The 23,234-nt window shown below is 55.2% G+C and carries 18 protein-coding genes and 4 tRNA genes; 4 read left to right on the forward strand and 18 right to left on the reverse strand.

Annotated features, from left to right (window positions below; genetic code table 11):
* Positions 1 to 1,200, forward strand: coding sequence for a protoheme IX biogenesis protein HemY (gene hemY / locus FHC48_RS17365; RefSeq protein ID WP_023293568.1), 1,200 nt, complete (start codon positions 1 to 3; stop codon positions 1,198 to 1,200).
* Between the two features lie 172 nt (positions 1,201 to 1,372).
* A complete protein-coding gene (locus FHC48_RS17370) occupies positions 1,373 to 2,584 on the forward strand; it encodes a hypothetical protein (RefSeq protein ID WP_059364991.1) in 1,212 nt (403 codons plus the stop codon).
* A 506-nt stretch (positions 2,585 to 3,090) separates the two neighbouring features.
* Here the strand turns inward: FHC48_RS17370 and FHC48_RS17375 are convergent.
* The 17 genes from FHC48_RS17375 to trxA form a co-directional block, all read right to left on the reverse strand.
* Positions 3,091 to 3,167, reverse strand: a tRNA-Pro gene (locus FHC48_RS17375).
* A gap of 45 nt (positions 3,168 to 3,212) precedes the next feature.
* Positions 3,213 to 3,298, reverse strand: a tRNA-Leu gene (locus FHC48_RS17380).
* Positions 3,299 to 3,319: 21 nt separating this feature from the next.
* Positions 3,320 to 3,395, reverse strand: a tRNA-His gene (locus tag FHC48_RS17385).
* Between the two features lie 67 nt (positions 3,396 to 3,462).
* A tRNA-Arg gene (locus FHC48_RS17390) sits at positions 3,463 to 3,539 on the reverse strand.
* Positions 3,540 to 3,641: 102 nt separating this feature from the next.
* Complete coding sequence (locus FHC48_RS17395) at positions 3,642 to 5,027, reverse strand: amino acid permease (protein WP_059364989.1); 1,386 nt, start codon at positions 5,025 to 5,027, stop codon at positions 3,642 to 3,644.
* 197 nt (positions 5,028 to 5,224) lie between these two features.
* On the reverse strand, positions 5,225 to 5,965 hold the full coding sequence (gene wecG, locus FHC48_RS17400) for a lipopolysaccharide N-acetylmannosaminouronosyltransferase (protein WP_008501554.1): 741 nt from the start codon (positions 5,963 to 5,965) through the stop codon (positions 5,225 to 5,227).
* Between the two features lie 12 nt (positions 5,966 to 5,977).
* A complete protein-coding gene (wzyE, locus tag FHC48_RS17405; RefSeq protein WP_059364985.1) occupies positions 5,978 to 7,330 on the reverse strand; it encodes an ECA oligosaccharide polymerase in 1,353 nt (450 codons plus the stop codon).
* Positions 7,327 to 8,406 (reverse strand): TDP-N-acetylfucosamine:lipid II N-acetylfucosaminyltransferase, encoded by a 1,080-nt coding sequence (locus FHC48_RS17410; protein ID WP_023326288.1) that lies wholly within the window; start codon positions 8,404 to 8,406, stop codon positions 7,327 to 7,329. The genes wzyE and FHC48_RS17410 overlap by 4 nt, the downstream gene beginning before the upstream one ends.
* Positions 8,403 to 9,653, reverse strand: coding sequence for a lipid III flippase WzxE (gene wzxE, locus FHC48_RS17415; protein ID WP_059364668.1), 1,251 nt, complete (start codon positions 9,651 to 9,653; stop codon positions 8,403 to 8,405). Before wzxE ends, FHC48_RS17410 begins: the two co-directional genes overlap by 4 nt.
* A gap of 1 nt (position 9,654) precedes the next feature.
* Positions 9,655 to 10,785 (reverse strand): dTDP-4-amino-4,6-dideoxygalactose transaminase, encoded by a 1,131-nt coding sequence (gene rffA, locus FHC48_RS17420; protein ID WP_039025160.1) that lies wholly within the window; start codon positions 10,783 to 10,785, stop codon positions 9,655 to 9,657.
* Between the two features lie 4 nt (positions 10,786 to 10,789).
* The gene (gene rffC / locus FHC48_RS17425; RefSeq protein ID WP_059364665.1) at positions 10,790 to 11,467 is read right to left on the reverse strand and encodes a dTDP-4-amino-4,6-dideoxy-D-galactose acyltransferase; all 678 of its coding nucleotides are present in this window, start codon (positions 11,465 to 11,467) and stop codon (positions 10,790 to 10,792) included.
* Complete coding sequence (gene wecC, locus FHC48_RS17430; RefSeq protein WP_059364662.1) at positions 11,464 to 12,726, reverse strand: UDP-N-acetyl-D-mannosamine dehydrogenase; 1,263 nt, start codon at positions 12,724 to 12,726, stop codon at positions 11,464 to 11,466. The genes rffC and wecC overlap by 4 nt, the downstream gene beginning before the upstream one ends.
* The gene (gene wecB, locus FHC48_RS17435; protein ID WP_023615519.1) at positions 12,723 to 13,853 is read right to left on the reverse strand and encodes a non-hydrolyzing UDP-N-acetylglucosamine 2-epimerase; all 1,131 of its coding nucleotides are present in this window, start codon (positions 13,851 to 13,853) and stop codon (positions 12,723 to 12,725) included. The genes wecC and wecB overlap by 4 nt, the downstream gene beginning before the upstream one ends.
* Before the next feature lie 56 nt (positions 13,854 to 13,909).
* Positions 13,910 to 14,956, reverse strand: a complete 1,047-nt coding sequence (wzzE, locus tag FHC48_RS17440; RefSeq protein WP_008501563.1) for an ECA polysaccharide chain length modulation protein — start codon at positions 14,954 to 14,956, stop codon at positions 13,910 to 13,912.
* Positions 14,957 to 14,969: 13 nt separating this feature from the next.
* Entirely contained in the window at positions 14,970 to 16,073 is a 1,104-nt protein-coding gene (gene wecA, locus FHC48_RS17445) for a UDP-N-acetylglucosamine--undecaprenyl-phosphate N-acetylglucosaminephosphotransferase (protein WP_025912234.1), read from the reverse strand.
* A gap of 241 nt (positions 16,074 to 16,314) precedes the next feature.
* Positions 16,315 to 17,574 carry a transcription termination factor Rho gene (gene rho / locus FHC48_RS17450; protein WP_008501566.1) on the reverse strand — a complete coding sequence of 420 codons (1,260 nt, stop codon included), beginning with the start codon at positions 17,572 to 17,574 and terminating at the stop codon, positions 16,315 to 16,317.
* A 345-nt stretch (positions 17,575 to 17,919) separates the two neighbouring features.
* Positions 17,920 to 18,249 (reverse strand): thioredoxin TrxA, encoded by a 330-nt coding sequence (trxA, locus tag FHC48_RS17455; protein WP_006179218.1) that lies wholly within the window; start codon positions 18,247 to 18,249, stop codon positions 17,920 to 17,922.
* A gap of 144 nt (positions 18,250 to 18,393) precedes the next feature.
* On the opposite strand from trxA, the gene rhlB reads away from it, so the two are divergent.
* A complete protein-coding gene (rhlB, locus tag FHC48_RS17460; RefSeq protein WP_021242834.1) occupies positions 18,394 to 19,662 on the forward strand; it encodes an ATP-dependent RNA helicase RhlB in 1,269 nt (422 codons plus the stop codon).
* Between the two features lie 6 nt (positions 19,663 to 19,668).
* Positions 19,669 to 21,153, forward strand: a complete 1,485-nt coding sequence (gene gppA / locus FHC48_RS17465) for a guanosine-5'-triphosphate,3'-diphosphate diphosphatase (protein ID WP_023326294.1) — start codon at positions 19,669 to 19,671, stop codon at positions 21,151 to 21,153.
* Positions 21,154 to 21,204: 51 nt separating this feature from the next.
* Here the strand turns inward: gppA and rep are convergent, their stop codons facing one another.
* Positions 21,205 to 23,229 (reverse strand): DNA helicase Rep, encoded by a 2,025-nt coding sequence (gene rep, locus FHC48_RS17470; protein ID WP_008501569.1) that lies wholly within the window; start codon positions 23,227 to 23,229, stop codon positions 21,205 to 21,207.
* Positions 23,230 to 23,234 lie beyond the last annotated feature (5 nt).

Consider the following 23,234-nt stretch of genomic DNA (forward strand, 5'->3'; position numbering starts at 1 on the left):
ATGCTAAAAGTCCTCTTACTCTTTATCCTGCTGATCGCCGGGATCGTCCTGGGGCCTATGCTTGCGGGTCATCAGGGTTATGTCCTGATCCAGACCGATAACTACAACATTGAAACCAGCGTAACGGGTCTGACGATCATTCTGATCCTTGGCGTGGTGGTGCTGTTTGCGATCGAGTGGATCCTGCGCCGTATTTTCCGTACCGGTGCCCATACCCGCGGCTGGTTCGTTGGCCGTAAGCGCCGTCGCGCCCGTAAACAGACCGAGCAGGCGCTGCTTAAGCTCGCAGAGGGTGACTATCAGCAGGTTGAAAAGCTGATGTCGAAAAACGCCGACCATGCCGAACAGCCGGTGGTGAACTATCTGCTGGCGGCCGAAGCGGCGCAGCAGCGCGGTGATGAAGCCCGCGCTAATCAGCATCTGGAGCGAGCGGCTGAGCTGGCTCACGGCGACCCGATTCCGGTGGAAATCACGCGCGTTCGTCTGCAGCTGGCACGCAATGAGAATCACGCGGCTCGCCACGGCATCGACCGTCTGCTGGAAGTCGCGCCGCGTCATCCGGAAGTGCTGCGTCTTGCCGAGCAGGCCTATATTCGTACCGGCGCCTGGGGCTCACTGCTGGACATCATTCCGTCGATGGCGAAGGCCGAGGTGGGCGACGATGAACATCGTGATGAGCTTCAGCGTCTGGCGTGGATTGGCCTGATGGATCAGGCGCGCGCAGACCTGGGCAGCGACGGTCTGAAAACGTGGTGGAAGAATCAGAGCCGTAAAACGCGTCAGCAGGTTCCTCTGCAGGTGGCGATGGCGGAACATCTCATCGAGTGTGACGATCACGACACGGCTCAGGCGATCCTCCTCGACGGTCTGAAGCGTCAGTACGACGATCGTCTGGTGATGGTGATCCCGCGCCTGAAAACCAACAATCCTGAGCAAATCGAAAAAGTGCTGCGTCAGCAGATTAAAACCGTCGGCGATCGACCGCTGCTGTGGAGCACGCTCGGCCAGTCGTTGATGAAGCACGGCGAATGGCAGGAGGCGAGCCTCGCCTTCCGTGCAGCGCTGAAGCAGCGTCCGGACGCCTTCGACTACGCCTGGCTTGCCGATACGCTGGACAAGCAGCATAAGCCGGAAGAGGCCGCCGCCATGCGCCGTGACGGGCTGTTGCTGACCCTGCAAAACAACGGTACCCAACAATAAACAAAAAGGAGGCCAAACGGCCTCCTTTTTTTATCGCCTTTCTGCTGCTACATTCTTTACACCTGCATCCGCAAACGAGCCCGCCAATGTAACGATCTCTTTTCATTAACTTTTTCTCACACACGCGCACATTCTGCAGCGTGGATTAAATCGTTTTTGAAAGGAAATCGTCATGAACTCGCTTCTGTATGCGCTTATTGAAGCGCTGCGCTGCCACCGCTGGCTGCGCCTCCTTGCTTGTGCTTTTATCTTTTCTTCGCTGGGGAATGGCTTAACCCAGGTCGTGGTCTTCGGCTTGCTGTTAGCATGGTCAGCCCCGCCCGCACTGCTCACCCTCGCTTTTCTTTTCGCTACGGTGCCGGGGTTTATCGGGAGTACGATCGGCGAAAAGCTGTGCTCCCGATGTTCTCCGATCGCCCTGCTGATACTGACCGAGGCACTGGGATTGCTCGCCCTGCTCTTTCCCCTCCTTGGTGTGGGTTATCACAGCGTTACCGCGTTACTCGCCGTGCAATCCACCGAAGCGCTGCTCAGCGGGATGAGCTGGCCCGCGCTGACGTTGCTCTTCAAGCGCGGTCTCAGCGAAGCGGAGCTGCCTGCTGCGACCTGTCTGGAAAATGTGATTTTTGCTTCTCAGGTTTTGCTGGGGACCGGCCTGGGCGTGATGCTGTTTCAGAAGATATCCGTATTTACCCTTCTGGCCATTGATGCCGCCAGCTTTCTCGGGTCACTGCTCATGCTATGGCTGGCTGGACGCCGGTTTTCTGCGCCATCACTCCCGTCCCTCGAGGAAGAGGAAGCCCCTGCGGCATTACGCTGGCGGACCTTGACCGTTCGGCAGAAACGCAGTCTGCTCATCCTGCCAGCACTGGCGGCCGTCGGCTCGCCGGCCATGGCACTGCTTCCGGCACTGGCACAGCAAATCCATCCTCAGGATGCGGCGAGCCTTGCTTTGCCGCTGCTTTTCGCAAGGAGCCTGGGACAGCTTTGCGGCCCCATGTTGCTAAAAAAAGAGAGCCTGACGCGCTTTGCCGCTCGCACGCCACGCATCATCGTTTGTCTCGGCATCTTTCTGGCCGCTTATGGAATGCTGCCGTTGTTGTCCGGGTGGATGGCATGTGCGCTGGGGATGATCTTTATCGCGCATCTGGCTTCGAATGTTCTGTTCGCGGCCGGGACGTTTGGCGTTCTCAGTAGTTTTCATATTACGCAAACCGCTTCGGCCAGTGGTAAAGCCTGGCGCTGGCAAACGCTCAGCGCCTCTCTCTTCACCGGCATCGCAGCGGCAGTGGCTGCCGGGTTTGGCTCAGTAGCCGCACTCTATGCTGTCTCGTCAGCGGCCCTTGTGATGGTTGCCCTGATCGTGCGCCGGTATCGGGAATAAGGCATAAAAAAACGCCTGCTATAAAAGCAGGCGTTAAAACAGGTCTGTAAGACAACATATTTGGTGCTTCACTCAACGTTATGTCCATGGTGTCTGATGAGGCCGAAGCGACATCTGTCAGTGGACGATAAGCACCGTAAATGGCTCTGCGTCATTCCGGAGTTTATGAGGCACGAAGGCGAACATAAGAGATGGAATGAGCATCTACACGCATATTATTGCACGTAACGTGCCAACATGACACGCAGAACTTTTACATGACGCAACATTTTAAGATAAAAGGAAATTATGCTGTTAAGCGTCGTCTTAATCGCTACAACATATCGGTCAACGCAGAAATATGTCGCCAGGAGGAGACAGCAAAACCTATGGATAGTAAATATGTTTATTTTCAATGAATTATATGTCGCTGAATCGCGACAATGAAACAGGACGCTGTCGGGGAATCACTACAGGGGTGAAAAGTGGCAGAAAACAAAAAACCCCGCCTAAGCGGGGTTCAAAATTGGTCGGCGAGAGAGGATTCGAACCTCCGACCCACTGGTCCCAAACCAGTTGCGCTACCAAGCTGCGCTACTCGCCGATGTACTGCTTTTTGAATTTTTAGTTCAATTCATTTAAAAAGTCGTGGTGCGAGGGGGGGGACTCGAACCCCCACATCCTAAGGACACTAACACCTGAAGCTAGCGCGTCTACCAATTCCGCCACCTTCGCAATTCACAACTCTTTCAATAATGGGGTGGCTAATGGGATTCGAACCCACGACAACTGGAATCACAATCCAGGGCTCTACCAACTGAGCTATAGCCACCACTGTATTCTTTCACGCGGTACTGACTACTTCTCAGACCACCGCAGCTCTAGCGCCGGGACTAAAATGGCGCGCCCGACAGGATTCGAACCTGAGACCTCTGCCTCCGGAGGGCAGCGCTCTATCCAGCTGAGCTACGGGCGCTTAGCGCCGTTGCGGGGCTGGATATTACGTACCTCCGTCCCCGCTGTCTAGTGCTTTTTTGAAAAAAATGCGCGTTTGGTTATCGTTTGCACATTTTGCCGCTTATTCCTCCACTTTCTGCGTGGTGGCACGGCGACCGAGACCAAAAAGCTTATAGGCAGCCGTTACAGCGGCCAGGAAGATCATCCCGACAAACAGCGACATGCGGGTATCTTCATTAAAGTACATTCCGATTAATACGCAAATCAGGAACGCCATCGTTAAATAGTTCGCATACGGGAACAGAATTGAACGGAACGGATGGCTTTCAATCGCCTTTTTATGCGCATGACGGAAACGCAGCTGGCTGATGAGGATAACAAACCACGGCACCATGCCCGGCAGGACGCTGGCGCTGTAGACGTAAACGAACACCCGCTGCGGATTGGGAATGATGTAATTCAGGCAAGAGCCAATCAGCAGGATTGCAATGGAAACCGCCACGCCCGCCACCGGCACGCCAGCACGTGACACTTTGCTCATCGCCGCAGGCAGCTGGTTATTCATCGAGAGCGCATAGAGCATACGCCCACAGCTGTACATCCCGCTGTTACAGCCTGACAGCGCGGCCGTCAGGACCACAAAGTTAATGATGCCCGCCGCCGCCGTGATACCAATTTTGGCAAAGGTTAAAACAAACGGGCTACCCGTCGTGCCAATTTCGTTCCACGGGAAGATGGTTACGATAACGAAGATCGCGCCCACATAGAAAATCAGGATGCGCCACAGCACTTTGCCCACCGCGCTACGCAGCGTGACCTGAGGATTTTTCGCTTCACCGGCAGTAATACCGATCAGCTCCACGCCCTGATACGAAGCCACAACGATACACAGCGCCGTCAGGAAACCCTTCCAGCCGCCGGCAAAGAAGCCGCCGTTTTCGGTCAGGTTACCGAAACCGATAGCGTGTCCACCGTTGCCAAAGCCGAAGAAAATCACGCCCAGGCCAACAACAATCATCACGATGATGGTGGTGACTTTAATCATCGCGAACCAGAACTCGATCTCACCATAAAGACGCACGGCGGCCAGGTTTGCCAGCGCTACCAGCCCCACGGCAATAAGCGCGGGTATCCACTGGGCCATGTCCGGGAACCAGAACTGGACGTAGACCCCTATCGCGGTGATCTCGGAGATGCCCACCGCCATCCACATGAACCAGTATGACCAGGCTGTCAGGTAGCCGAAAAAGGGGCTCATATACCGGTGCGCGTAAACGGCGAAGGAGCCGGTTACCGGCTCCAGGAAGAGCATTTCGCCCATGGAACGCATGATGAAGAAAACAAACAGCCCGGCAATAATGTACGCCAGTAATACGGAAGGGCCTGCCCACTTGAGCGTGCTTGCGGAGCCCATAAACAGGCCCACGCCGATAGTGCCGCCCAGCGCTATCAGTTCAATATGACGAGCTTCCAGCCCACGCTGTAGCTCCTGTTTTTTCTCTGCCATAGATCCTCGATTGTGTTTGCTGTTTCCCGACTTAAGACCGGGTATTGTTTTTTAGGGGGACTAAAATACGGAGCGAATGGTTTCTTAAAATGTGCCAAATGGCAAACGATGCATAAAAAAAATGAATGCATTGCACAGATTATCAGCAGTTTTGCAGGCGAGTTGCAGCGCGAATAGCATATCGCGCTACATTTTGATTACATTTTCCCGGTGTAATGCCAGGCGAGGTAGCGAAGCAGACGGATCTGGCGTTTAATGCGTGTCGGTTGCGATAGCAGGCGATACAACCACTCCAGCCCCAGATGTTGCCAGACCGCTGGCGCACGCTTGACGTGGCCGGTAAAGACGTCATATGTGCCGCCAACGCCCATGTAGAGGGCATCCGGGCAGACCAGACGACAGTCACGCATCAGGATCTCCTGGCGCGGGGACCCCATCGCCACGGTGACAATCTTCGCCCCGCTGTCACGAACGCGCTCAAACAGCGCCTGCCGATCTTCCGGTTTGAAGTAACCATCCTGGCTGCCGACAATATTAACATTCCATTGACGACGCAGTTTCTCTTCCGTCTGGGCCAGTATCTCCGGCTTCCCGCCAATCAGGAACACGGGCGTTCCCTGCGCGCCTGCACGGGCCATAAGCTGCTCCCAGAGATCGGCACCCGCCACGCGGGAAACATTAGCGTCAGGATACTTTTTACGGATAGAGCGAACCACGCTGATCCCGTCTGCGTATTTAAATTCGGCCGCGTCTATCAGGCTTTTGACTTCCGCGTTATCCTCAACCGCCAGCATCTTTTCCGCGTTGATGGCCACCAGCGTACCGGATTTCATCTGGCCGTCGGCGAACAGAAAATCCAGCGCGTGCTGCATGTCGCGCCAGCCAATCAGCTGCAGACCACGTAGCGCATAGCGCGGTGCAGAAATTCTATCAGTCATTACTATCCTTACTCAGACTTGCGACAGCGTTGTGCTGCCCTGCCGCTCGCGCCTGTGCACAAGCCCGGCGCTGTCAAACAGCCAGTACAACAGCTTGGCCAGTAACAGGCAGATGCCGAAAACGACCATGAAGAACACCACGCGCGAAACGAACGAGTCCAGACCTTCGCGCGCCAGAACGATCATATTGAAAATGGCACCAAAGCAGAAACTGTGCAAAATGGCCGCTTTATAGCGATTGGTCTCTTCATTGCCACGCAGGTAAAGCCAATCGAACCACTTGATAATCAGCCCCACGGCAACCGCTCCGGGGAGAATGAACCATGCCCCGCCCATCACCACCAGGGAACCGAGCAGCGTGGGTGAAATTGCCAGACCGGAATGGTTGTTCAGCACTTCCCAGGTGAAGTAATTCGCCGTATTCAGCACCACGCCAGGACGGTCCGGCCATAGCCAGGAAGGGATAAAGACGTAGAAGTCGCGAACAATCGGCGCCAGCCCCTGGAAATCAATCTTGTCGTAATTTTGCAGCAGCAGTGCCAGGTTTTCCCATGGTGAGAACGTATCGCGCGTGAGGTAAAGGAACGTGTAAAACGCCTCATCACCCGCCACGTTCATCCCATAGCGCTTTAGCGCCAGCCAGAACATCCCCACAATGCCAAACACGCCTGCTGCAACCAGCATCCAGAGCGAGATCCAGCCGCGGATAATGCCGATAAACAGGAAAATCGCGAAGGCGATGATGATGTTCGCGCGCGTACCGCCCACAATCATGTAGGTCAGGATGCCAAATGCGACGGTACTGACCAGGAAGAACAGCCACGCTTTGCTGTCCTGGCGCAGGAAGAAGATCACCAGCATCGCCGGGATGAAGAAGTAGAAGAAACGCTTAAGCGCCACGCCCGAGACTTCTGCCGAAAAAATCTGGCTGTAGGAGTGGAGTTTAAAAAGCAGGAAGCCGTTATGCATGAAGAAGATGCCAACGCTGACCAGGGCGATAGTCATCAGCATCACCCATGTCAGGTGGGTTTCCACCCGATTCATGGTAAAGAGCGCCCGGCGTGGGGCAGCTGTCTGCGCTGAACGCAGACGCGTTTTATAGGTGACGTAGTAGACCGCATAGAAGCAGGTCGCCGCCAGAAGCGCCTGGAGCAGAATGTCCGGCGGCGCGACGCTCACGTCAAAACGGAAGACCAGTATGCTGGTCAACGGGAAGCCGAAAAAGAACGTTAGCAGAAACAGTAACGAGAAGAAGACGTTAAAGTTGAAGCGCACGCGGCGGAATTCAAACCAGGTGAGCGTGGCGATAAACAGGCTGCTCAGAAGCCAGACAACCAGTAAGCCGCTGAATTGCAAATGACTCATGCTTTGTCTCCTGCAGCGATACGCAGCGCGCGGTGCCACGGCGTGAGATAATTCGGGCTGAAAAAATCGATGCTGTTTTTATCCACCAGCGTGAGCTGACGTTGAGCTTCACGTACCACCTCGACATTCAGCGTGTCTGAGGTAAACAGTACCGGAATATGCTGCTCGGCCATGTCCTGCCAGAACGGGTTATCGCGGTTGAGCACGCACGGTACACCTGCCTGAATCAGCAGGCACAGCGTGCCAATCCCCTGCTGCCGGGCAAAGATGAAATAACCGAGATCGCATTTTCTCAGCAGCGCAAGATATTCATCAAATTCCAGCTTATCGCTGAGGATGTGCAGATTTTCAGCGCTAAACAGCGCCAGCCCCTGCTGACGAACCTCGTCGATATAGGCGCTGTTGTTGGCGGGATAGCCCATCGGCACCACCACGTTCACTGTGTCGCCAAACTGCTGATGCACCGCCCTGAGCGCCGCGACATGTTCGTTACTGCGATCGCCGGAATTCCCCACCAGAATCGTCAGCTTGCCTTCTCGCACCGCGTCATTCGCCATGGCGTTCAGCGCCGGATCCATGCGGGTGGGGAAATAGAGCAACTCGCCGCGCACGTTCGGGTGCTGTTTAGCAAAATAGTTGAGATCGCCGCGGGTAGCAAAAACGCAGCCTACGCGCCCCTGAGCCATGCGGCGCAGGGGATAAAAAAGACGGAATTTCCAGCCGCGGGAGACTTCATAAAGATCGGCTCCCCAGATATGCCAGCTGCACTGGGAGGGTTTAATCCCTCCGCTGAGAAGCGCCAGCCACAGGCCGGTATTGAACTGCCCGTGGAAAAAGAAACGTTGCTTACGATCCGCTTTGGCTTTGGCAACCACCGCCTTCGCCAGTGAGGCCTTATCCGGCCAGAAGCGAATCGTCAGTGCCGGAAACGCCTCGCTCAGGCCCTTATCCTGACCTGCAACCATAAACTCACGCGCATCAGGATCGCCCGATGCCAGCTCGTCGTTGAAGAACCGCAAAACGGTCTGGTTATGGTGTGGGATATCCGATCCCAGGATGTGAATCAGTGCAGTCATGCGCGTTTACGCCACAATAAAAATACACCGCAACAGGCGGCGAAATAAACGATATAGGTTGCCATGTAGGCCTGGGCCGCCCCCAGCGCACCGTGCGTGGGTATCAGCCAGTGTGAAAATGCCGTCAGTAAAACAAACTGGCTAATTTCCGCCAGGATATAGAGCCGAAGGGACGCTTTCGCGATCACCAGATAGCCGAAAACGTAAGCCCCCACTTTCAGTACATCACCCACCAGCTGCCAGGCAAAGAGATCGCGCGTGGCGGTGAACTTCGCCGAGAACAGCAGCCAGATGGCGACATCGCGCAATAACCAGACGGTAAAGCTGGCAGCCGCGACGGCCGGCAATACAAAGCGCAGCGATCGGAAAATCTCGCGCGTTATGTCCTGTCTGGACGTCAGACGCGACAGGGTTGGCAGCAGGTAAACGCTAAAGGAAGCCGTAATAAACTGAAGATAGGCATCGGAAATACTGCTTACGCCCTGCCAGATCCCGACCTCATCCCAGCTATAGTGCGCCGCCAGCAGGTTTCGCATCATCACGTAGGCCACCGGCAGCGTGACGGAGGTGATGAGCGCCATCAGGGTAAATTTACCCAGTTGGCTGGCAAGCATCGAGTCCCATTGCGGTTTCAGGTAGCTCAGCGGAATGACGCCCCGACGCATCAGCATAAATGCCGCAGGCACAACCACCAGCGCCGGAACCAGCGCCAGCCCCAGCAGTGCGCCTTCATAGCCACCCAGGCGATAGCAGAAATAATAGGCAATCACGCCGATGACGCTGCCCAGGATCAACGCAAGCGCGTTCCCGGCAGCATCACGAAACCCTTTCATCAGCGCCAGCAGCAGGTTAGCCCAGGCAATCCCCATCTGAACCAATGCGACCAGACGCACCAGCCCCTGATAGTGGGTGTGACCGAATAATCCCTGGCTGATGGGCGCTGCCGCCAGCAGAAAGATAATCGCCATCAGGGTCGAAAAACCCGTGACCATCGCCGACGAGGTGCCCACGACCCTCCGAAGCTGGGCCGCATCATCATGATACTGCGCAACGTATTTGGTGACGCCGTTGAAGATACCGGCACCGGCCAGCACGCCAAGGACGGTGACAAGCTGACGGAAATTACCCGCCAGCCCCACTCCTGACGGGCCAAATGAGACGGCCAGGAGCTTGACGACCAACAGCCCGGCCCCAATTTTTACAAGCGTGGACGCGGCGGTCCACACCGATGCTTTTGCCAGAGACATATCAGCCGAAATAACTCAGGAGGGTATTAATCACCGTACGCTGGTTAACTGGCGCGAGGTTGTAGAACAGTGGCAGACGAAGCAACCGCTCACTTTCTTTGGTGGTGTAACGGTCTTCACCCGCGAACGTTCCAAACGCTTCGCCCGCCGGGCTGGAGTGCAGCGGGATATAGTGGAACACCGCCATAATTTCGGCTTCTTTCAGCCAGGCGATGAGCTCGCTGCGGTCGTCGTTATCGCGCAGCTTGATGTAGAACATGTGCGCGTTGTGGACGCAATCCGCCGGAATCGTTGGCAGTGCAATACGCCCAGCTTTTGCCAGAGGTTCCAGCGCATCGTAATAGGTTTGCCACAGGGAGAGACGCTGCAGGTTGATGCGATCCGCGGCTTCCAGCTGCGCCCACAGGTACGCGGCCTGCAGATCCGCCATCAGATAGCTGGAGCCAATATCGCGCCAGGTATATTTGTCTACCTGGCCGCGGAAGAACTGGCTGCGGTTGGTGCCTTTTTCGCGGATCACTTCCGCACGCTCCACGAGTGCCCGGTCGTTAATCAGCGTCGCGCCACCCTCTCCGCCTGCCGTGTAGTTTTTGGTTTCGTGGAAGCTAAAGCAGCCGATGTGGCCGATGGTGCCCAGCGCGCGTCCCTTGTAGGTCGACATCACTCCCTGCGCGGCATCTTCCACCACAAACAGGTTATGTTTTTTGGCGATGGCCATGATGGTGTCCATTTCACAGGCCACACCTGCGTAATGAACCGGCACGATCGCGCGCGTTTTGTCGGTGATCGCCGCTTCAATCAGCGTCTCATCAATGTTCATGGTATCCGGGCGGATATCCACAAAGATGATTTTCGCCCCGCGCAGGACAAACGCATTCGCCGTGGAAACGAAGGTGTAGCTCGGCATGATCACTTCATCGCCGGGCTGGATATCCAGCAGCAGTGCGGCCATTTCCAGCGATGCCGTACAGGACGGGGTCAGCAGTACTTTGGCGCTGCGAAAACGCTGTTCCATCCACTGCTGACAGCGACGGGTGAAACCGCCGTCACCGCAGAGTTTGCCGCTGCCCATGGCAGACTGCATATAGTCGAGTTCCGTTCCGACGACGGGTGGTGCGTTAAATGGAATCATCTTGTCACCTGTATAACCAGTAGGCGGTGGCGTCGATGTTGGCACCACTCGCAATATAACGTTTAAGCGCGGCGGTGTTGCCCACCTGGGTCGCCACCCGCAGCGTCTCAACCTGCTGCTGCTGCGCCCAGTGCAGCGCCGCCTGCATAAGTTTCTCACCCATGCCGCGCCCGGCTAATAAGCCAATACGCGCCTCGCGCACGTTGAGCTTGCGAAGCGAGACGAACCCCTGGAGTTGACCGTCCCCTGCGCGGAAAACCAGGCAGACGTGGTCAAAGGTGCCTTTAACCGCATTCTCTATCCACTGGGCATAGAAACGTCCACTATCGTCAGGTGCGTACCAGGGCGTACGAAAGCGACTCTGCGCAAACGCCTGAGCCGCCATCTGACGCAGCACGGGAATATCCTGTTCGGTTGCGATTTCAGCGCCGGGCGCACCATGCCGGGTGAGGGTTATGGAAAGGTCTGCCTCACCTTCCACCAGCTGAAAACCGCGTTGCTGGAGCGCATCAAGCAGGTCGGTACGGTCCGCCGGGATTTTCGCCTGAATCCGTTGCCAGGCGATGAAATCCGATTCAGCCAGTACCGGCGCATCATCGCGCAGACGCACAATGGCCGACGGCAGGCCGAAAAAGACACTCTCCCACTGCAGGGGCTCAAGTACCCCGTTCAGGCTGTTCAACGCCAGACACCTTTGGTATCAACGACATACTTCTGACGCACCGCATCACCGGACGTCGCTTTAAACTCTTGATGATCCACCAGCAGCACCAGCACGTCCGCCGTCGCCAGCGCCTCACCCAGCGCAGCCAGCGTGCAGTGCCCCGCCAGTTTTGCCGGCAACTCATGGATATTCGGCTCAACCACCAGCGTTTCACCCTTGTGCCATTCGGCAATCATCTGAGCAATTTCCATTGCCGGGCTTTCACGCAGATCGTCAATGTTGGGTTTGAAGGCCAGACCAAAGCAGGCAATTTTCAGCTCGCTGGCGCGCTTGCCGCTCTCTGCCAGACAATCCGCTACCGTGGTTTTGACCTGATTGAGCACCCAGTGAGGTTTGCTGTCGTTCACTTCACGCGCGGTGCGAATCAGGCGCGCCTGCGCCGGATTCTGAGCCACAATAAACCACGGATCGACGGCGATGCAGTGTCCACCCACGCCCGGGCCTGGCTGGAGAATGTTTACACGCGGATGGCGATTCGCCAGGCTAATCAACTCCCAGACGTTAATCCCCTGATCGGCGCAAATCAGCGACAGTTCGTTCGCAAAGGCGATATTAACGTCACGGAAGCTGTTTTCCGTCAGCTTGCACATCTCGGCGGTGCGGGAGTTTGTCACCACACACTCGCCTTCCAGGAAAATCTTGTACAGCGCGCTGGCGCGCTCGGAACAGACGGGCGTCATACCGCCAATGACGCGGTCGTTTTTAATCAGTTCGACCATGACCTGGCCCGGGAGGACGCGCTCCGGGCAGTAGGCGATGTTGATATCCGCCTGCTCCCCCGCCTGTTGCGGGAAGCTTAAATCAGGGCGCGCGTCGGCCAGCCACTGCGCCATCTGCTCGGTAGCACCGACCGGAGAGGTTGATTCCAGAATCACCAGCGCCCCTTTCTTCAGCACAGGGGCAATGGACTTTGCCGCCGCCTCGACGTAGACCATGTCGGGCTCGTGGTCACCTTTAAAGGGCGTTGGAACAGCAATCAGGTAGGCATCCGCTTCAACGGGCGTGGTACTGGCGCGCAGGAAGCCGCCCTCCACCGCCTCTTTCACCACGCGGTCAAGATCGGGCTCGACAATATGAATCTCGCCACGGTTAATGGTTTCCACCGCACGGGCGTTGATATCCACACCGACAACCTGTTTCTGACGAGAGGCAAACGCCGCCGCGGTGGGCAAGCCAATGTAGCCAAGACCAATGACAGAGAGGGTAGTAAAACTCATAGCGATACCTGATTGTGTTTAAGTGCATGCAAAATACGGCCACAAGCCTGCCCGTCCCCATACGGATTATGGGCCCGGCTCATCGCCTGATACGTTTCGTCGTCATGCAGAAGGCGCGTGACCTCTTCGACGATGAGTTCCGCGTTGGTGCCGACCAGACGCACCGTACCGGCTTTGACCGCTTCCGGACGTTCGGTGGTTTCACGCATCACCAGCACCGGTTTGCCAAGAGAAGGCGCTTCTTCCTGAATGCCGCCGGAATCGGTAAGGATCAGCCAGGCATGGTTCATCAGCCAGACAAACGGCAGATAGTCCTGAGGTTCAATCAGAAGGACATTCTCGATATGACCCAGGATGCGGTTAACCGGCTCGCTGACGTTAGGATTGAGATGGACCGGATAGACAATCTGCACGTCGTCGTTCTGCGCCGCGATTTCAGCCAGCGCGTGACAGATTTGCTCAAAACCCCGGCCAAAGCTTTCGCGACGATGGCCTGTGACCAGAATGGTTTTTTTGCCGTTGTGCAGGAATGGATAGCGAGCAGCGAGTTCGTTCTTAAGCTCGTGGTTTGCCAGGACCCGGTCACGTACCCAAATTAACGCATCGATGACCGTATTGCCGGTCACAAAGATTTTGTTATCGGCGATATTTTCACGCAGCAGGTTCTGACGCGAGTTTTCCGTAGGCGCAAAGTGATACATCGCCAGGTGGCCCGTTAGCGTGCGGTTGGCCTCCTCCGGCCACGGCGAATAAAGATTGCCGGTACGCAGACCCGCCTCAACATGCCCCACGGGAATTCGCTGGTAAAACGCGGCCAGGCTGGTCGCCACGGTCGTGGTAGTGTCGCCGTGTACCAGCACCACGTCAGGCTTGAATGACTCCAGGATAGGCTTCAGCTCTTGCAGAATACGACAGGTTATCTCCGTCAATCCTTGCCCCGGTTTCATAATATTGAGGTCGTAATCCGGGACGATGGAAAAGAGCGTTAACACCTGATCGAGCATCTCACGGTGCTGGGCCGTGACGCACACTTTCGCTTCAATATCAGGATCGCTGGCCAGCGCATGAACCAGAGGCGCCATCTTTATGGCCTCCGGCCTGGTGCCAAATACGGTTAGTACTTTCACATCGATTCTCTTCGATTAGGCGATCAAGGCAGTAGCCTTCATCGTAAACGGTATTCTTAGTTTGTACGACGACGCGTTAACGCCACGCCTGCGCCCGTCAGTGCGCCCACAATCCCCCACATGATCATCAGGAATGCACGACGCGGACTATCGCGTTTTACAGGTTCTTCAGGCGTTCGCAAATAACGATAGGTCTGAAAACGCGGGTCCAGAGATGGACCGACATTAAGCGTATTGAGCATCGCGCGATTTTGATCGTAATCGAGGTCAAAATCAGGACCGACGGCCTGAAGGTTTTCCAGACGTGCCTGCAACATGGGGCGGCCAAGGAGGAACATCTCTGAATCAGGTAGTTCATCAGCCGGCACGTCCGTCTCAGTACGGGAAATATTGTGCTGTTCCGCAATTTTCAGCGCCTGCTCAATATTGTGTACACGGCGAGCGAAAATCGCTTTAGCCACCTCTTCCTGACGTTTCACCTGCGCTTTCATCTGGATGGTACGAGCCGACCAGGCGCCTTTAAGCTCTTCGTTAAGATGGCTTGCGGCACGCTGGCTGGCAAACGCGACATACTGACGCAGCAGGTTGTTGGCGTCCGGCGCGGTTTCTGCAATCAGCTTGACGCTGTCATTCACGTTACGCAGCGCGTCGCCCGGCATAAATTGAATATTGTTAATCAGATCGTCCAGCAGAGCGGCATCGGCTTTGGTGTTATCAACCCGACGCTGCTTGTAGTAATCCGTCTGGGACCAGAAGTCGCGGCGCGTATCCCACGAAGCCAGTTGCATCACAAACTCTTTATAGGCCTCATCCATAACGGAGACCTGATCCGGCGTGGCGAGGTTAGCTTTGATATCCAGGTTTCGCAGGAATTGCTGTTGGGAATAGAACCCCCCAAGCATGTTAACCGTTGGTTTGTCAGTGATTGCCGTGGCGCTCCACTCTTGTTTTGCAAAGAACGTATAGGCCAGCGCTAACAGTGCAAACCCCAGCGCGATCCCCGCAATCCAAAGTTTGCCTGCCCATAACACGCGAAACAAACCCCGAATATCCAGTTCATTCTCAGTTACCACTGATTTCGCTCCCGCCAACGGTTGAGTCATCATAGTCCCGGTTTTACTTAGTTAATGTTGTGTTTTTGCCACTGTTACGACGCATCCTGCGTTTAATACGTTTAATGAACCGCGCTACTTTCCATGCGCGCTTAATGCAGTAGCCGTAGAGAGAAAAAGCTAGCAAGAACAATACCAACATAGCCCATTCAGGTACAAAATGTGTATATTCCGCCGTCACGCCAATCGCCGCTAGAATAGCAGCCGCCAGCGTAATAAGCACAAATGCCTGCCGGGAAGTGAATCCGGCTCGCATGATTAAATGATGAATGTGCTGGCGGTCAGCAGAGAAAGGGCTCATCCCTTTACGCAGACGGCGATACATAATCGCAACCATATCCATTAACGGGATAGCGATAATCCATAATGCTGTTACCGGGCTAATGGGGTGTACATCACCCTGAGTGGTTTCCAGCAAGATCCAAATGATAGTAAAGCCGATAAGCGTGCTACCCGCATCACCCATGAATACTTTATAGCGCCGGCCCAATGCACCGAGATTTAACAGGATATAAGGCAGGATGGCCGCAATCATGGCAAAACACCACATAGCAAGGCTATATTGCCCATCGAACCATAAAATGAAACCAATTGCGGCAAATGAGACGCAGGACAGGCCTCCCAGCAAACCATCAATACCGTCAACCATGTTGAATGCGTTAATCGCCACCCACACGGCAAAAAGTGTCAGGAAATAACCGAACGGACCGAGTTCCATCTCCCAGGAGCCAAAAATATAGCCCAAGCTACTCAAGTGCAGCTTAGCGAACACCATCATAGCAATAGCCACAGCAGCCTGAACGAAGGCGCGGATTTTGACGCTAATATCATAACGGTCGTCAAGAGCGCCAACCACCACAAGCACCGTCGCGCAGGTTAGGTACAGCCTGGCATGTGGGATATAGTAATCCGCGATGGCAAACGTGAAGCAGATCCCCGCGAAAACAGAGATACCTCCGACCAAAGGGATCATGCCTTGATGACGCTTACGGAAGTTGGGTTTATCCACTAACCCCAGATATTTCGCCACCTTACGTGCCAGAAACAAAAAGCAGGTGGTAAACAAGAAAATACTGGTTAGTTCAGTAAACGTATCAAGTAGGTTCACAATGGATGTTCTCAACAAATGTTAGTCAAGGAAGTATAACCATCAAGGCGCTGAGCCTGAAGTTATAAAGCAAACCTCTTACAGTTCCATTTGTTTATTATTCAAGCTATTAATGTTTTTACTGTGCGAATTATCTTATTGTCGCACTGCCCAGTCAAAATTGTGAGTAGGTGGTACTAGCGTATAGTCCATAAAAGAAAAACGCCACGTAAAAACGTGGCGTTCGCTGGCTTTATTTGCGTTACGAGCGTTTCATCATGTCGAAGAAATCGTCGTTGGTTTTGGTCATTGCCAGTTTGTTAATGAGGAACTCCATCGCGTCGATTTCACCCATTGGATGGATGATTTTGCGCAGGATCCACATTTTCTGCAGCTCTTCCTGGGTGGTGAGCAGTTCTTCTTTACGGGTACCGGAACGGTTGTAGTCGATAGCCGGGAAGACGCGTTTTTCAGCGATCTTACGAGAGAGGTGCAGTTCCATGTTGCCTGTCCCTTTAAACTCTTCGTAGATAACTTCGTCCATCTTAGAGCCGGTATCGATCAGCGCGGTCGCGATGATGGTCAGGCTGCCGCCCTCTTCGACGTTACGTGCAGCACCGAAGAAACGTTTTGGACGATGCAGGGCGTTAGCATCCACACCACCGGTCAGGACTTTACCAGACGCCGGGACCACGGTGTTGTAGGCACGCGCCAGACGGGTGATGGAGTCGAGCAGGATGATCACGTCTTTCTTGTGCTCAACCAGGCGTTTTGCCTTCTCGATCACCATTTCCGCAACCTGAACGTGGCGAGATGCTGGCTCGTCGAAGGTAGAAGCAACCACTTCACCTTTAACCAGACGCTGCATCTCGGTCACTTCTTCCGGACGTTCGTCAATCAGCAGCACCATCAGCACACAGTCAGGGTGGTTGTAAGCAATGCTCTGCGCGATGTTCTGCAGCAGCATGGTTTTACCCGCTTTTGGCGGCGCCACAATGAGACCACGCTGACCACGACCGATTGGTGAGGCCAGATCCAGAACGCGCGCGGTTAAGTCTTCGGTAGAACCGTTACCACGCTCCATACGCAGGCGAGAGTTCGCGTGCAGCGGCGTTAAGTTCTCAAAGAGGATCTTATTGCGCGAGTTTTCTGGCTTATCGAAGTTAACTTCATTGACTTTCAACAGCGCAAAGTAGCGTTCACCCTCTTTAGGAGGACGAATCTTACCTGAAATGGTGTCACCAGTGCGGAGGTTGAAACGGCGGATTTGGCTGGGGGATACGTAGATGTCGTCAGGGCCGGCGAGGTAGGAGCTGTCTGCAGAGCGGAGGAAACCAAATCCGTCTTGCAATATCTCCAGCACACCGTCGCCAAAGATATCTTCGCCACTCTTAGCGTGCTGCTTCAGGATGGCGAAAATGATGTCCTGCTTGCGCATACGAGCCTGGTTTTCCAGCCCCATATTTTCGCCGAGAGTGATCAGCTCAGAAACCGGCGTATTCTTTAATTCGGTAAGATTCATAATGGTGTGGGTTCTTAAACTCGGGGTGATTCTCGAACTTAATGTTGTGAATGGTATGGCAGGGTCATCCATGCCTGTTTAGCGGCCATCAACTCATGTCTGTTCGCTGTCTGGTCACAGGGAAAGAACGCAGAACTGAAACGACAAGACGGATTGAGTGACAAGCCCGGAATTTAGCCACTTCACGCACTGTTCATGTTAACAACGGGAAGTATCGGGTAAAACAAGATTCAAACAACAAGATATGTTTAAAACGAAGTCATAGCTAACTTAGCACGACTTCAGCCGGGCGTCCAGAGTTCCGAATCATTTAGCCGGGGGCTCTGAACGCACAGCGGAGAAACCTTACGCCAGGTTAGCGTCGAGGAACTCTTTCAGTTGACCTTTGGACAGCGCGCCCACTTTGGTCGCCGCCACTTCGCCGTTTTTGAACAGCAGCAGGGTCGGAATACCACGGATACCGTATTTTGGTGCGGTGCCCGGGTTCTGGTCGATGTTCAGCTTGGCAACGGTCAGTTTGCCCTGATATTCGTCGGCGATCTCATCCAGAATCGGGGCGATCATTTTGCAAGGACCACACCATTCAGCCCAGAAATCGACGAGGATCAGCCCGTCAGCCTTAAGTACGTCCGTGTCAAAACTGTCGTCAGTCAGGTGAATAATTTTATCGCTCATATATAACTCCACAGGAATAAGCCTGGTACGTTGGTTTTGTCTCCACCAACGACGCGTTGATGTCGCATTAACCAACTAAAGGTTGACTTTATTTCACCGGATACGCTTTCGTAAAGCAATAGTAAGCTGATATTCTACCACACTATGAGCAAAACACATTTAACAGAACAGAAGTTTTCCGACTTCGCGCTGCACCCGAAGGTGATTGAAGCCCTTGAAAATAAAGGGTTTCATAACTGCACGCCCATTCAGGCCCTCGCGCTGCCGCTGACGCTGGCCGGTCGCGATGTTGCCGGGCAGGCGCAAACCGGTACCGGCAAAACGATGGCGTTTTTAACGTCAACGTTTCATTATTTACTTTCTCACCCAGCGATTGCAGACCGTAAAGTTAACCAGCCGCGCGCGCTAATTATGGCCCCGACGCGAGAACTGGCGGTACAGATCCACGCAGACGCTGAACCCCTGGCGCAGGCTACCGGCCTGAAGCTGGGCCTGGCCTATGGCGGCGACGGCTACGATAAGCAGCTGAAAGTGCTGGAAAGCGGTGTGGATATCCTGATCGGTACCACCGGCCGTCTTATCGATTACGCCAAACAGAACCACATTAACCTCGGTGCCATCCAGGTTGTGGTGCTCGATGAAGCTGACCGCATGTACGATCTGGGCTTCATTAAAGACATCCGCTGGCTGTTCCGCCGTATGCCTCCGGCTAATCAGCGCCTGAATATGCTGTTCTCTGCAACCCTCTCCTACCGCGTTCGCGAGCTGGCGTTCGAACAGATGAACAACGCCGAATACGTAGAAGTGGAACCGGAGCAGAAAACGGGTCACCGCATTAAAGAAGAGCTCTTCTATCCTTCTAATGAAGAGAAAATGCGCCTGCTGCAAACGCTGATTGAAGAAGAGTGGCCAGATCGCGCCATCATCTTTGCCAACACCAAACACCGTTGTGAAGACATCTGGGGCCACCTGGCTGCCGATGGTCACCGTGTTGGCCTGTTGACCGGCGACGTGGCGCAGAAAAAACGCCTGCGTATTCTCGAAGAGTTTACCCGCGGCGATCTCGATATTCTGGTCGCCACCGACGTGGCTGCACGTGGTTTACACATTCCAGCCGTAACGCACGTCTTTAACTACGATCTGCCAGACGACTGTGAAGACTACGTACACCGTATCGGTCGTACCGGTCGCGCGGGCGCAAGCGGTCACTCTATTAGCCTTGCGTGTGAAGAGTATGCGCTGAACCTTCCGGCCATTGAGACCTACATCGGTCACTCTATTCCGCAGAGCAAATACAATCCGGAAGCGCTGTTAAGCGAACTGCCGCCGCCTAAGCGTCTTACCCGCCCACGCTCCGGCAATGGTCCGCGTCGTTCAGGCGGCGCACCGCGTAATCGTCGTCGTTCAGGTTAAGAAAATATGCTCAGCTCCACCTCGCTTTATGCGGCAATTGATCTCGGTTCGAATAGTTTTCATATGCTGGTTGTGCGCGAGGTGGCGGGAAGCATACAAACGCTGACACGCATTAAGCGCAAGGTCCGCCTCGCGGCGGGCCTGAGCAGCGACAATCACCTCTCGCCTGAAGCCATGGAACGTGGCTGGCAGTGCCTGCGACTCTTTGCCGAGCGTCTGCAGGATATCCCGCACGCCCAAATCACCGTTGTCGCCACTGCGACACTCCGCCTGGCGGTTAACGCCGTGGATTTTATTGCCAGAGCGCAGGAGATTCTCGGTTGCCCGGTTCAGGTTATCAGCGGTGAAGAAGAAGCTCGTCTGATTTATCAGGGTGTTGCACACACTACGGGGGGGGACGATCGCCGCCTGGTGGTGGATATCGGCGGAGCCAGTACCGAGTTGGTGACCGGCACCGGCGCGCAGGCTACGTCGCTGTTCAGCCTGTCGATGGGCTGCGTGACCTGGCTTGAGCGCTATTTTACCGATCGTAATCTGGGTAAAGAGAACTTCGACGAGGCAGAAAATGCCGCGCGCGAGGTATTACGTCCCGTGATGGACGAACTGCGCTATCACGGCTGGAAAGTGTGCGTGGGTGCGTCGGGGACCGTGCAGGCCCTGCAGGAAATCATGATGGCGCAGGGAATGGACGAGCGGATTACGCTTGCCAAACTTCAGCAGCTAAAACAGCGCGCCATCCAGTGCGGACGCCTGGAAGAACTGGAAATTGAAGGCCTGACGCTGGAACGCGCGCTGGTCTTCCCGAGCGGGCTGGCCATTCTGATCGCCATTTTCACCGAGCTCAACATCCAGTGTATGACCCTTGCCGGCGGCGCGCTGCGCGAAGGCCTGGTCTACGGGATGCTGCATCTGTCGGTAGATCAGGATATCCGCAGCCGAACCCTGCGCAACGTACAGCGTCGTTTTCTGGTTGATATCGATCAGGCAGGACGCGTATCGCAGCTGGCATCACGCTTTGCCGACCAGGTCGCTAACGCCTGGGATCTTGATCATCTGAGCCGCGATTTATTGCTGAGCGCCTGTGCGCTGCATGAAGTGGGGCTGAGCATCGATTTTAAGCAGGCCCCCGCTCACGCAGCGTATCTGGTCCGCAACCTGGATTTACCGGGCTACACGCCCGCACAGAAAAAGCTGCTGGCAACGCTGCTGCTGAACCAGACCAACGCCGTTGATCTCTCATCATTGCATCAGCAAAACGCCGTACCGCCGCGCGTAGCCGAGCATCTGTGCCGCCTGCTGCGTCTGGCGATTCTCTTTGCCAGCCGCCGTCGCGATGATTTGCTGCCTGCAATCAATCTGGTGGCCGATGACGAAAAACTGTCGCTGACGTTACCGGAAAACTGGATTGAGCGTCACCCGCTTGGGGCAGAGATGATCGAGCAGGAGTGCCAGTGGCAGAGCTATGTGCACTGGGTGCTGGAAGTGAAGTAATACGCTGAACATTGCCGGGTGGCGGCTTCGCCTTACCCGGCCTACTCATCATTATCCTTTCTCTTTGGCTTTTGCCAGCATGGCGCGAATGTTCGCCACGTTAGCCTGCCCCTTATGCATCCGCTCTTCTGCGGTAATCACTTTGCGTTCCTGTTCCCAGATCAGGTCGTCCTGCGGCAGCTCCAGCAGGAAACGGCTCGGCTCCGGGCGGACGAGTTCGCCATACTGACGGCGCTCTTTACACAGTGTGAACGTCAGCTCTTTCTGCGCGCGAGTAATCCCCACGTAGGCCAGGCGGCGTTCCTCGTCGACGTTATCTTCGTCAATGCTGCTCTGGTGCGGTAACAACCCCTCTTCCATACCAACCAGATACACATACGGGAACTCAAGCCCTTTGGACGCATGCAGCGTCATCAGCTGAACCTGATCGGCCTCTTCTTCGCTCTCGCCGCGCTCCATCATGTCGCGCAGGGTAAAGCGGGTGACGACCTGCGTCAGGGTCATCGGCTCGTCGATTTCAGAGCCTTCCAGCATTTCGGTCATCCAGCTGAACAGCTGGTTAACGTTTTTCATCCGCATCTCAGCGGCTTTCGGGCTGGCCGAGGTTTCGTACAGCCAGGACTCATAGTCGATGCCGTGAATGAGATCGCGCACCGCCGCCACCGGCTCGCGCTCCGCAAGACGCTGCACTTCGCCGAGCCAGTGGGTGAATCGCGTTAGCGAATCATAGCCGCGGCCGGTTAACGTCTGGCTCAGCCCCATGTCGAAGCTGGCGGTAAACAGGCTTTTATTACGCGTCATCGCCCACTCGCCCAGCTTTTGCAGCGTCGCAGGGCCAATCTCGCGCTTCGGCGTATTCACGATGCGCAGAAACGCGCTGTCGTCATCCGGGTTCGTGAGGACGCGCAGATAGGCCAGCAGATCTTTAATCTCTGGCCGTGAGAAGAACGACGTACCGCCCGAAATTTTGTACGGGATGCGGTTCTGCATCAGCATCTTTTCAAAGACGCGCGACTGGTGATTGCCGCGATAGAGGATCGCGTAATCCTTATATTCGGTTTTATTGACGAAGTGGTGGGCGATCAGTTCACCCGTCACGCGCTCCGCCTCATGCTCTTCATTATTGGCGCTGAGCACCTTCAATTCAGTACCGTAACCCAGCTCGGAGAAGAGACGCTTCTCAAACACGTGCGGGTTATTGGCAATCAGGATGTTTGCTGCCTTCAGGATACGCCCGGAGGAGCGGTAGTTTTGCTCCAGCTTAATCACCTGCAGAGCGGGAAAATCTTTGCTCAGCAGCACTAGGTTTTGCGGACGCGCGCCGCGCCAGGAGTAAATTGACTGGTCGTCGTCGCCGACCACGGTGAAACGCGCGCGCTGCCCCACCAGCAGCTTCACCAGCTCGTACTGGCTGGTGTTGGTGTCCTGATACTCATCCACCAGCAGGTAACGGATTTTGTTCTGCCAGCGCTCGCGAACCTCTTCGTTCCGCTGCAGCAGCAGCGTGGGCAGCAGAATCAGGTCGTCAAAGTCCAGCACGTTGCACGCTTTCATGTGCGCATCGTACAGACCGTAGCAGTGGGCGAAGATCCGATCCCGTTCGCCTTTGGCGATCGCCGCGGCCTGGGCCGGGGTCATCAGATCGTTTTTCCAGTTTGAGATCGTTGAGATCAGCTGCTGCAACAGCACCTTGTCATCTTCGATCAGCCCCTCGGTGAGCTCTTTGAGCAACGCCACCTGATCGGTATCATCGAAAAGCGAGAAGTTGGACTTCATTCCCAGCGCAGCATACTCGCGTTTAATGATATCCAGCCCCAGCGTGTGGAAGGTGGAGATCATCAGGCCGCGCGCCTCTTTACGCCCCAGGGTCTGGCCGACACGCTCTTTCATCTCACGCGCCGCTTTATTGGTAAACGTCACCGCCGCAATGTGCCGGGCCTGATAGCCACAGCCGCGGATCAGGTGCGCAATCTTATTGGTGATAACGCGCGTTTTGCCGGATCCTGCACCCGCCAGCACCAGACACGGTCCGGTGACAAATTCGACGGCTTGTTGTTGTCCGGGGTTTAAACGCATAAATG

It is taken from the genome of Enterobacter sp. EC_50, assembly GCF_019584525.1.
GTDB lineage: Bacteria > Pseudomonadota > Gammaproteobacteria > Enterobacterales > Enterobacteriaceae > Enterobacter > Enterobacter roggenkampii.

Coding starts and splice junctions, on each gene's coding strand:
- hemY (WP_023293568.1), top strand. CDS start 1: ATGCTAAAAGTCCTCTTACTCTTTATCCTGCTGATCGCCGGGATCGTC.
- FHC48_RS17370 (WP_059364991.1), top strand. CDS start 1,373: ATGAACTCGCTTCTGTATGCGCTTATTGAAGCGCTGCGCTGCCACCGC.
- FHC48_RS17395 (WP_059364989.1), bottom strand. CDS start 5,027: ATGGCAGAGAAAAAACAGGAGCTACAGCGTGGGCTGGAAGCTCGTCAT.
- wecG (WP_008501554.1), bottom strand. CDS start 5,965: ATGACTGATAGAATTTCTGCACCGCGCTATGCGCTACGTGGTCTGCAG.
- wzyE (WP_059364985.1), bottom strand. CDS start 7,330: ATGAGTCATTTGCAATTCAGCGGCTTACTGGTTGTCTGGCTTCTGAGC.
- FHC48_RS17410 (WP_023326288.1), bottom strand. CDS start 8,406: ATGACTGCACTGATTCACATCCTGGGATCGGATATCCCACACCATAAC.
- wzxE (WP_059364668.1), bottom strand. CDS start 9,653: ATGTCTCTGGCAAAAGCATCGGTGTGGACCGCCGCGTCCACGCTTGTA.
- rffA (WP_039025160.1), bottom strand. CDS start 10,785: ATGATTCCATTTAACGCACCACCCGTCGTCGGAACGGAACTCGACTAT.
- wecC (WP_059364662.1), bottom strand. CDS start 12,726: ATGAGTTTTACTACCCTCTCTGTCATTGGTCTTGGCTACATTGGCTTG.
- wzzE (WP_008501563.1), bottom strand. CDS start 14,956: ATGACTCAACCGTTGGCGGGAGCGAAATCAGTGGTAACTGAGAATGAA.
- rho (WP_008501566.1), bottom strand. CDS start 17,574: ATGAATCTTACCGAATTAAAGAATACGCCGGTTTCTGAGCTGATCACT.
- trxA (WP_006179218.1), bottom strand. CDS start 18,249: ATGAGCGATAAAATTATTCACCTGACTGACGACAGTTTTGACACGGAC.
- rhlB (WP_021242834.1), top strand. CDS start 18,394: ATGAGCAAAACACATTTAACAGAACAGAAGTTTTCCGACTTCGCGCTG.
- gppA (WP_023326294.1), top strand. CDS start 19,669: ATGCTCAGCTCCACCTCGCTTTATGCGGCAATTGATCTCGGTTCGAAT.
- rep (WP_008501569.1), bottom strand. CDS start 23,229: ATGCGTTTAAACCCCGGACAACAACAAGCCGTCGAATTTGTCACCGGA.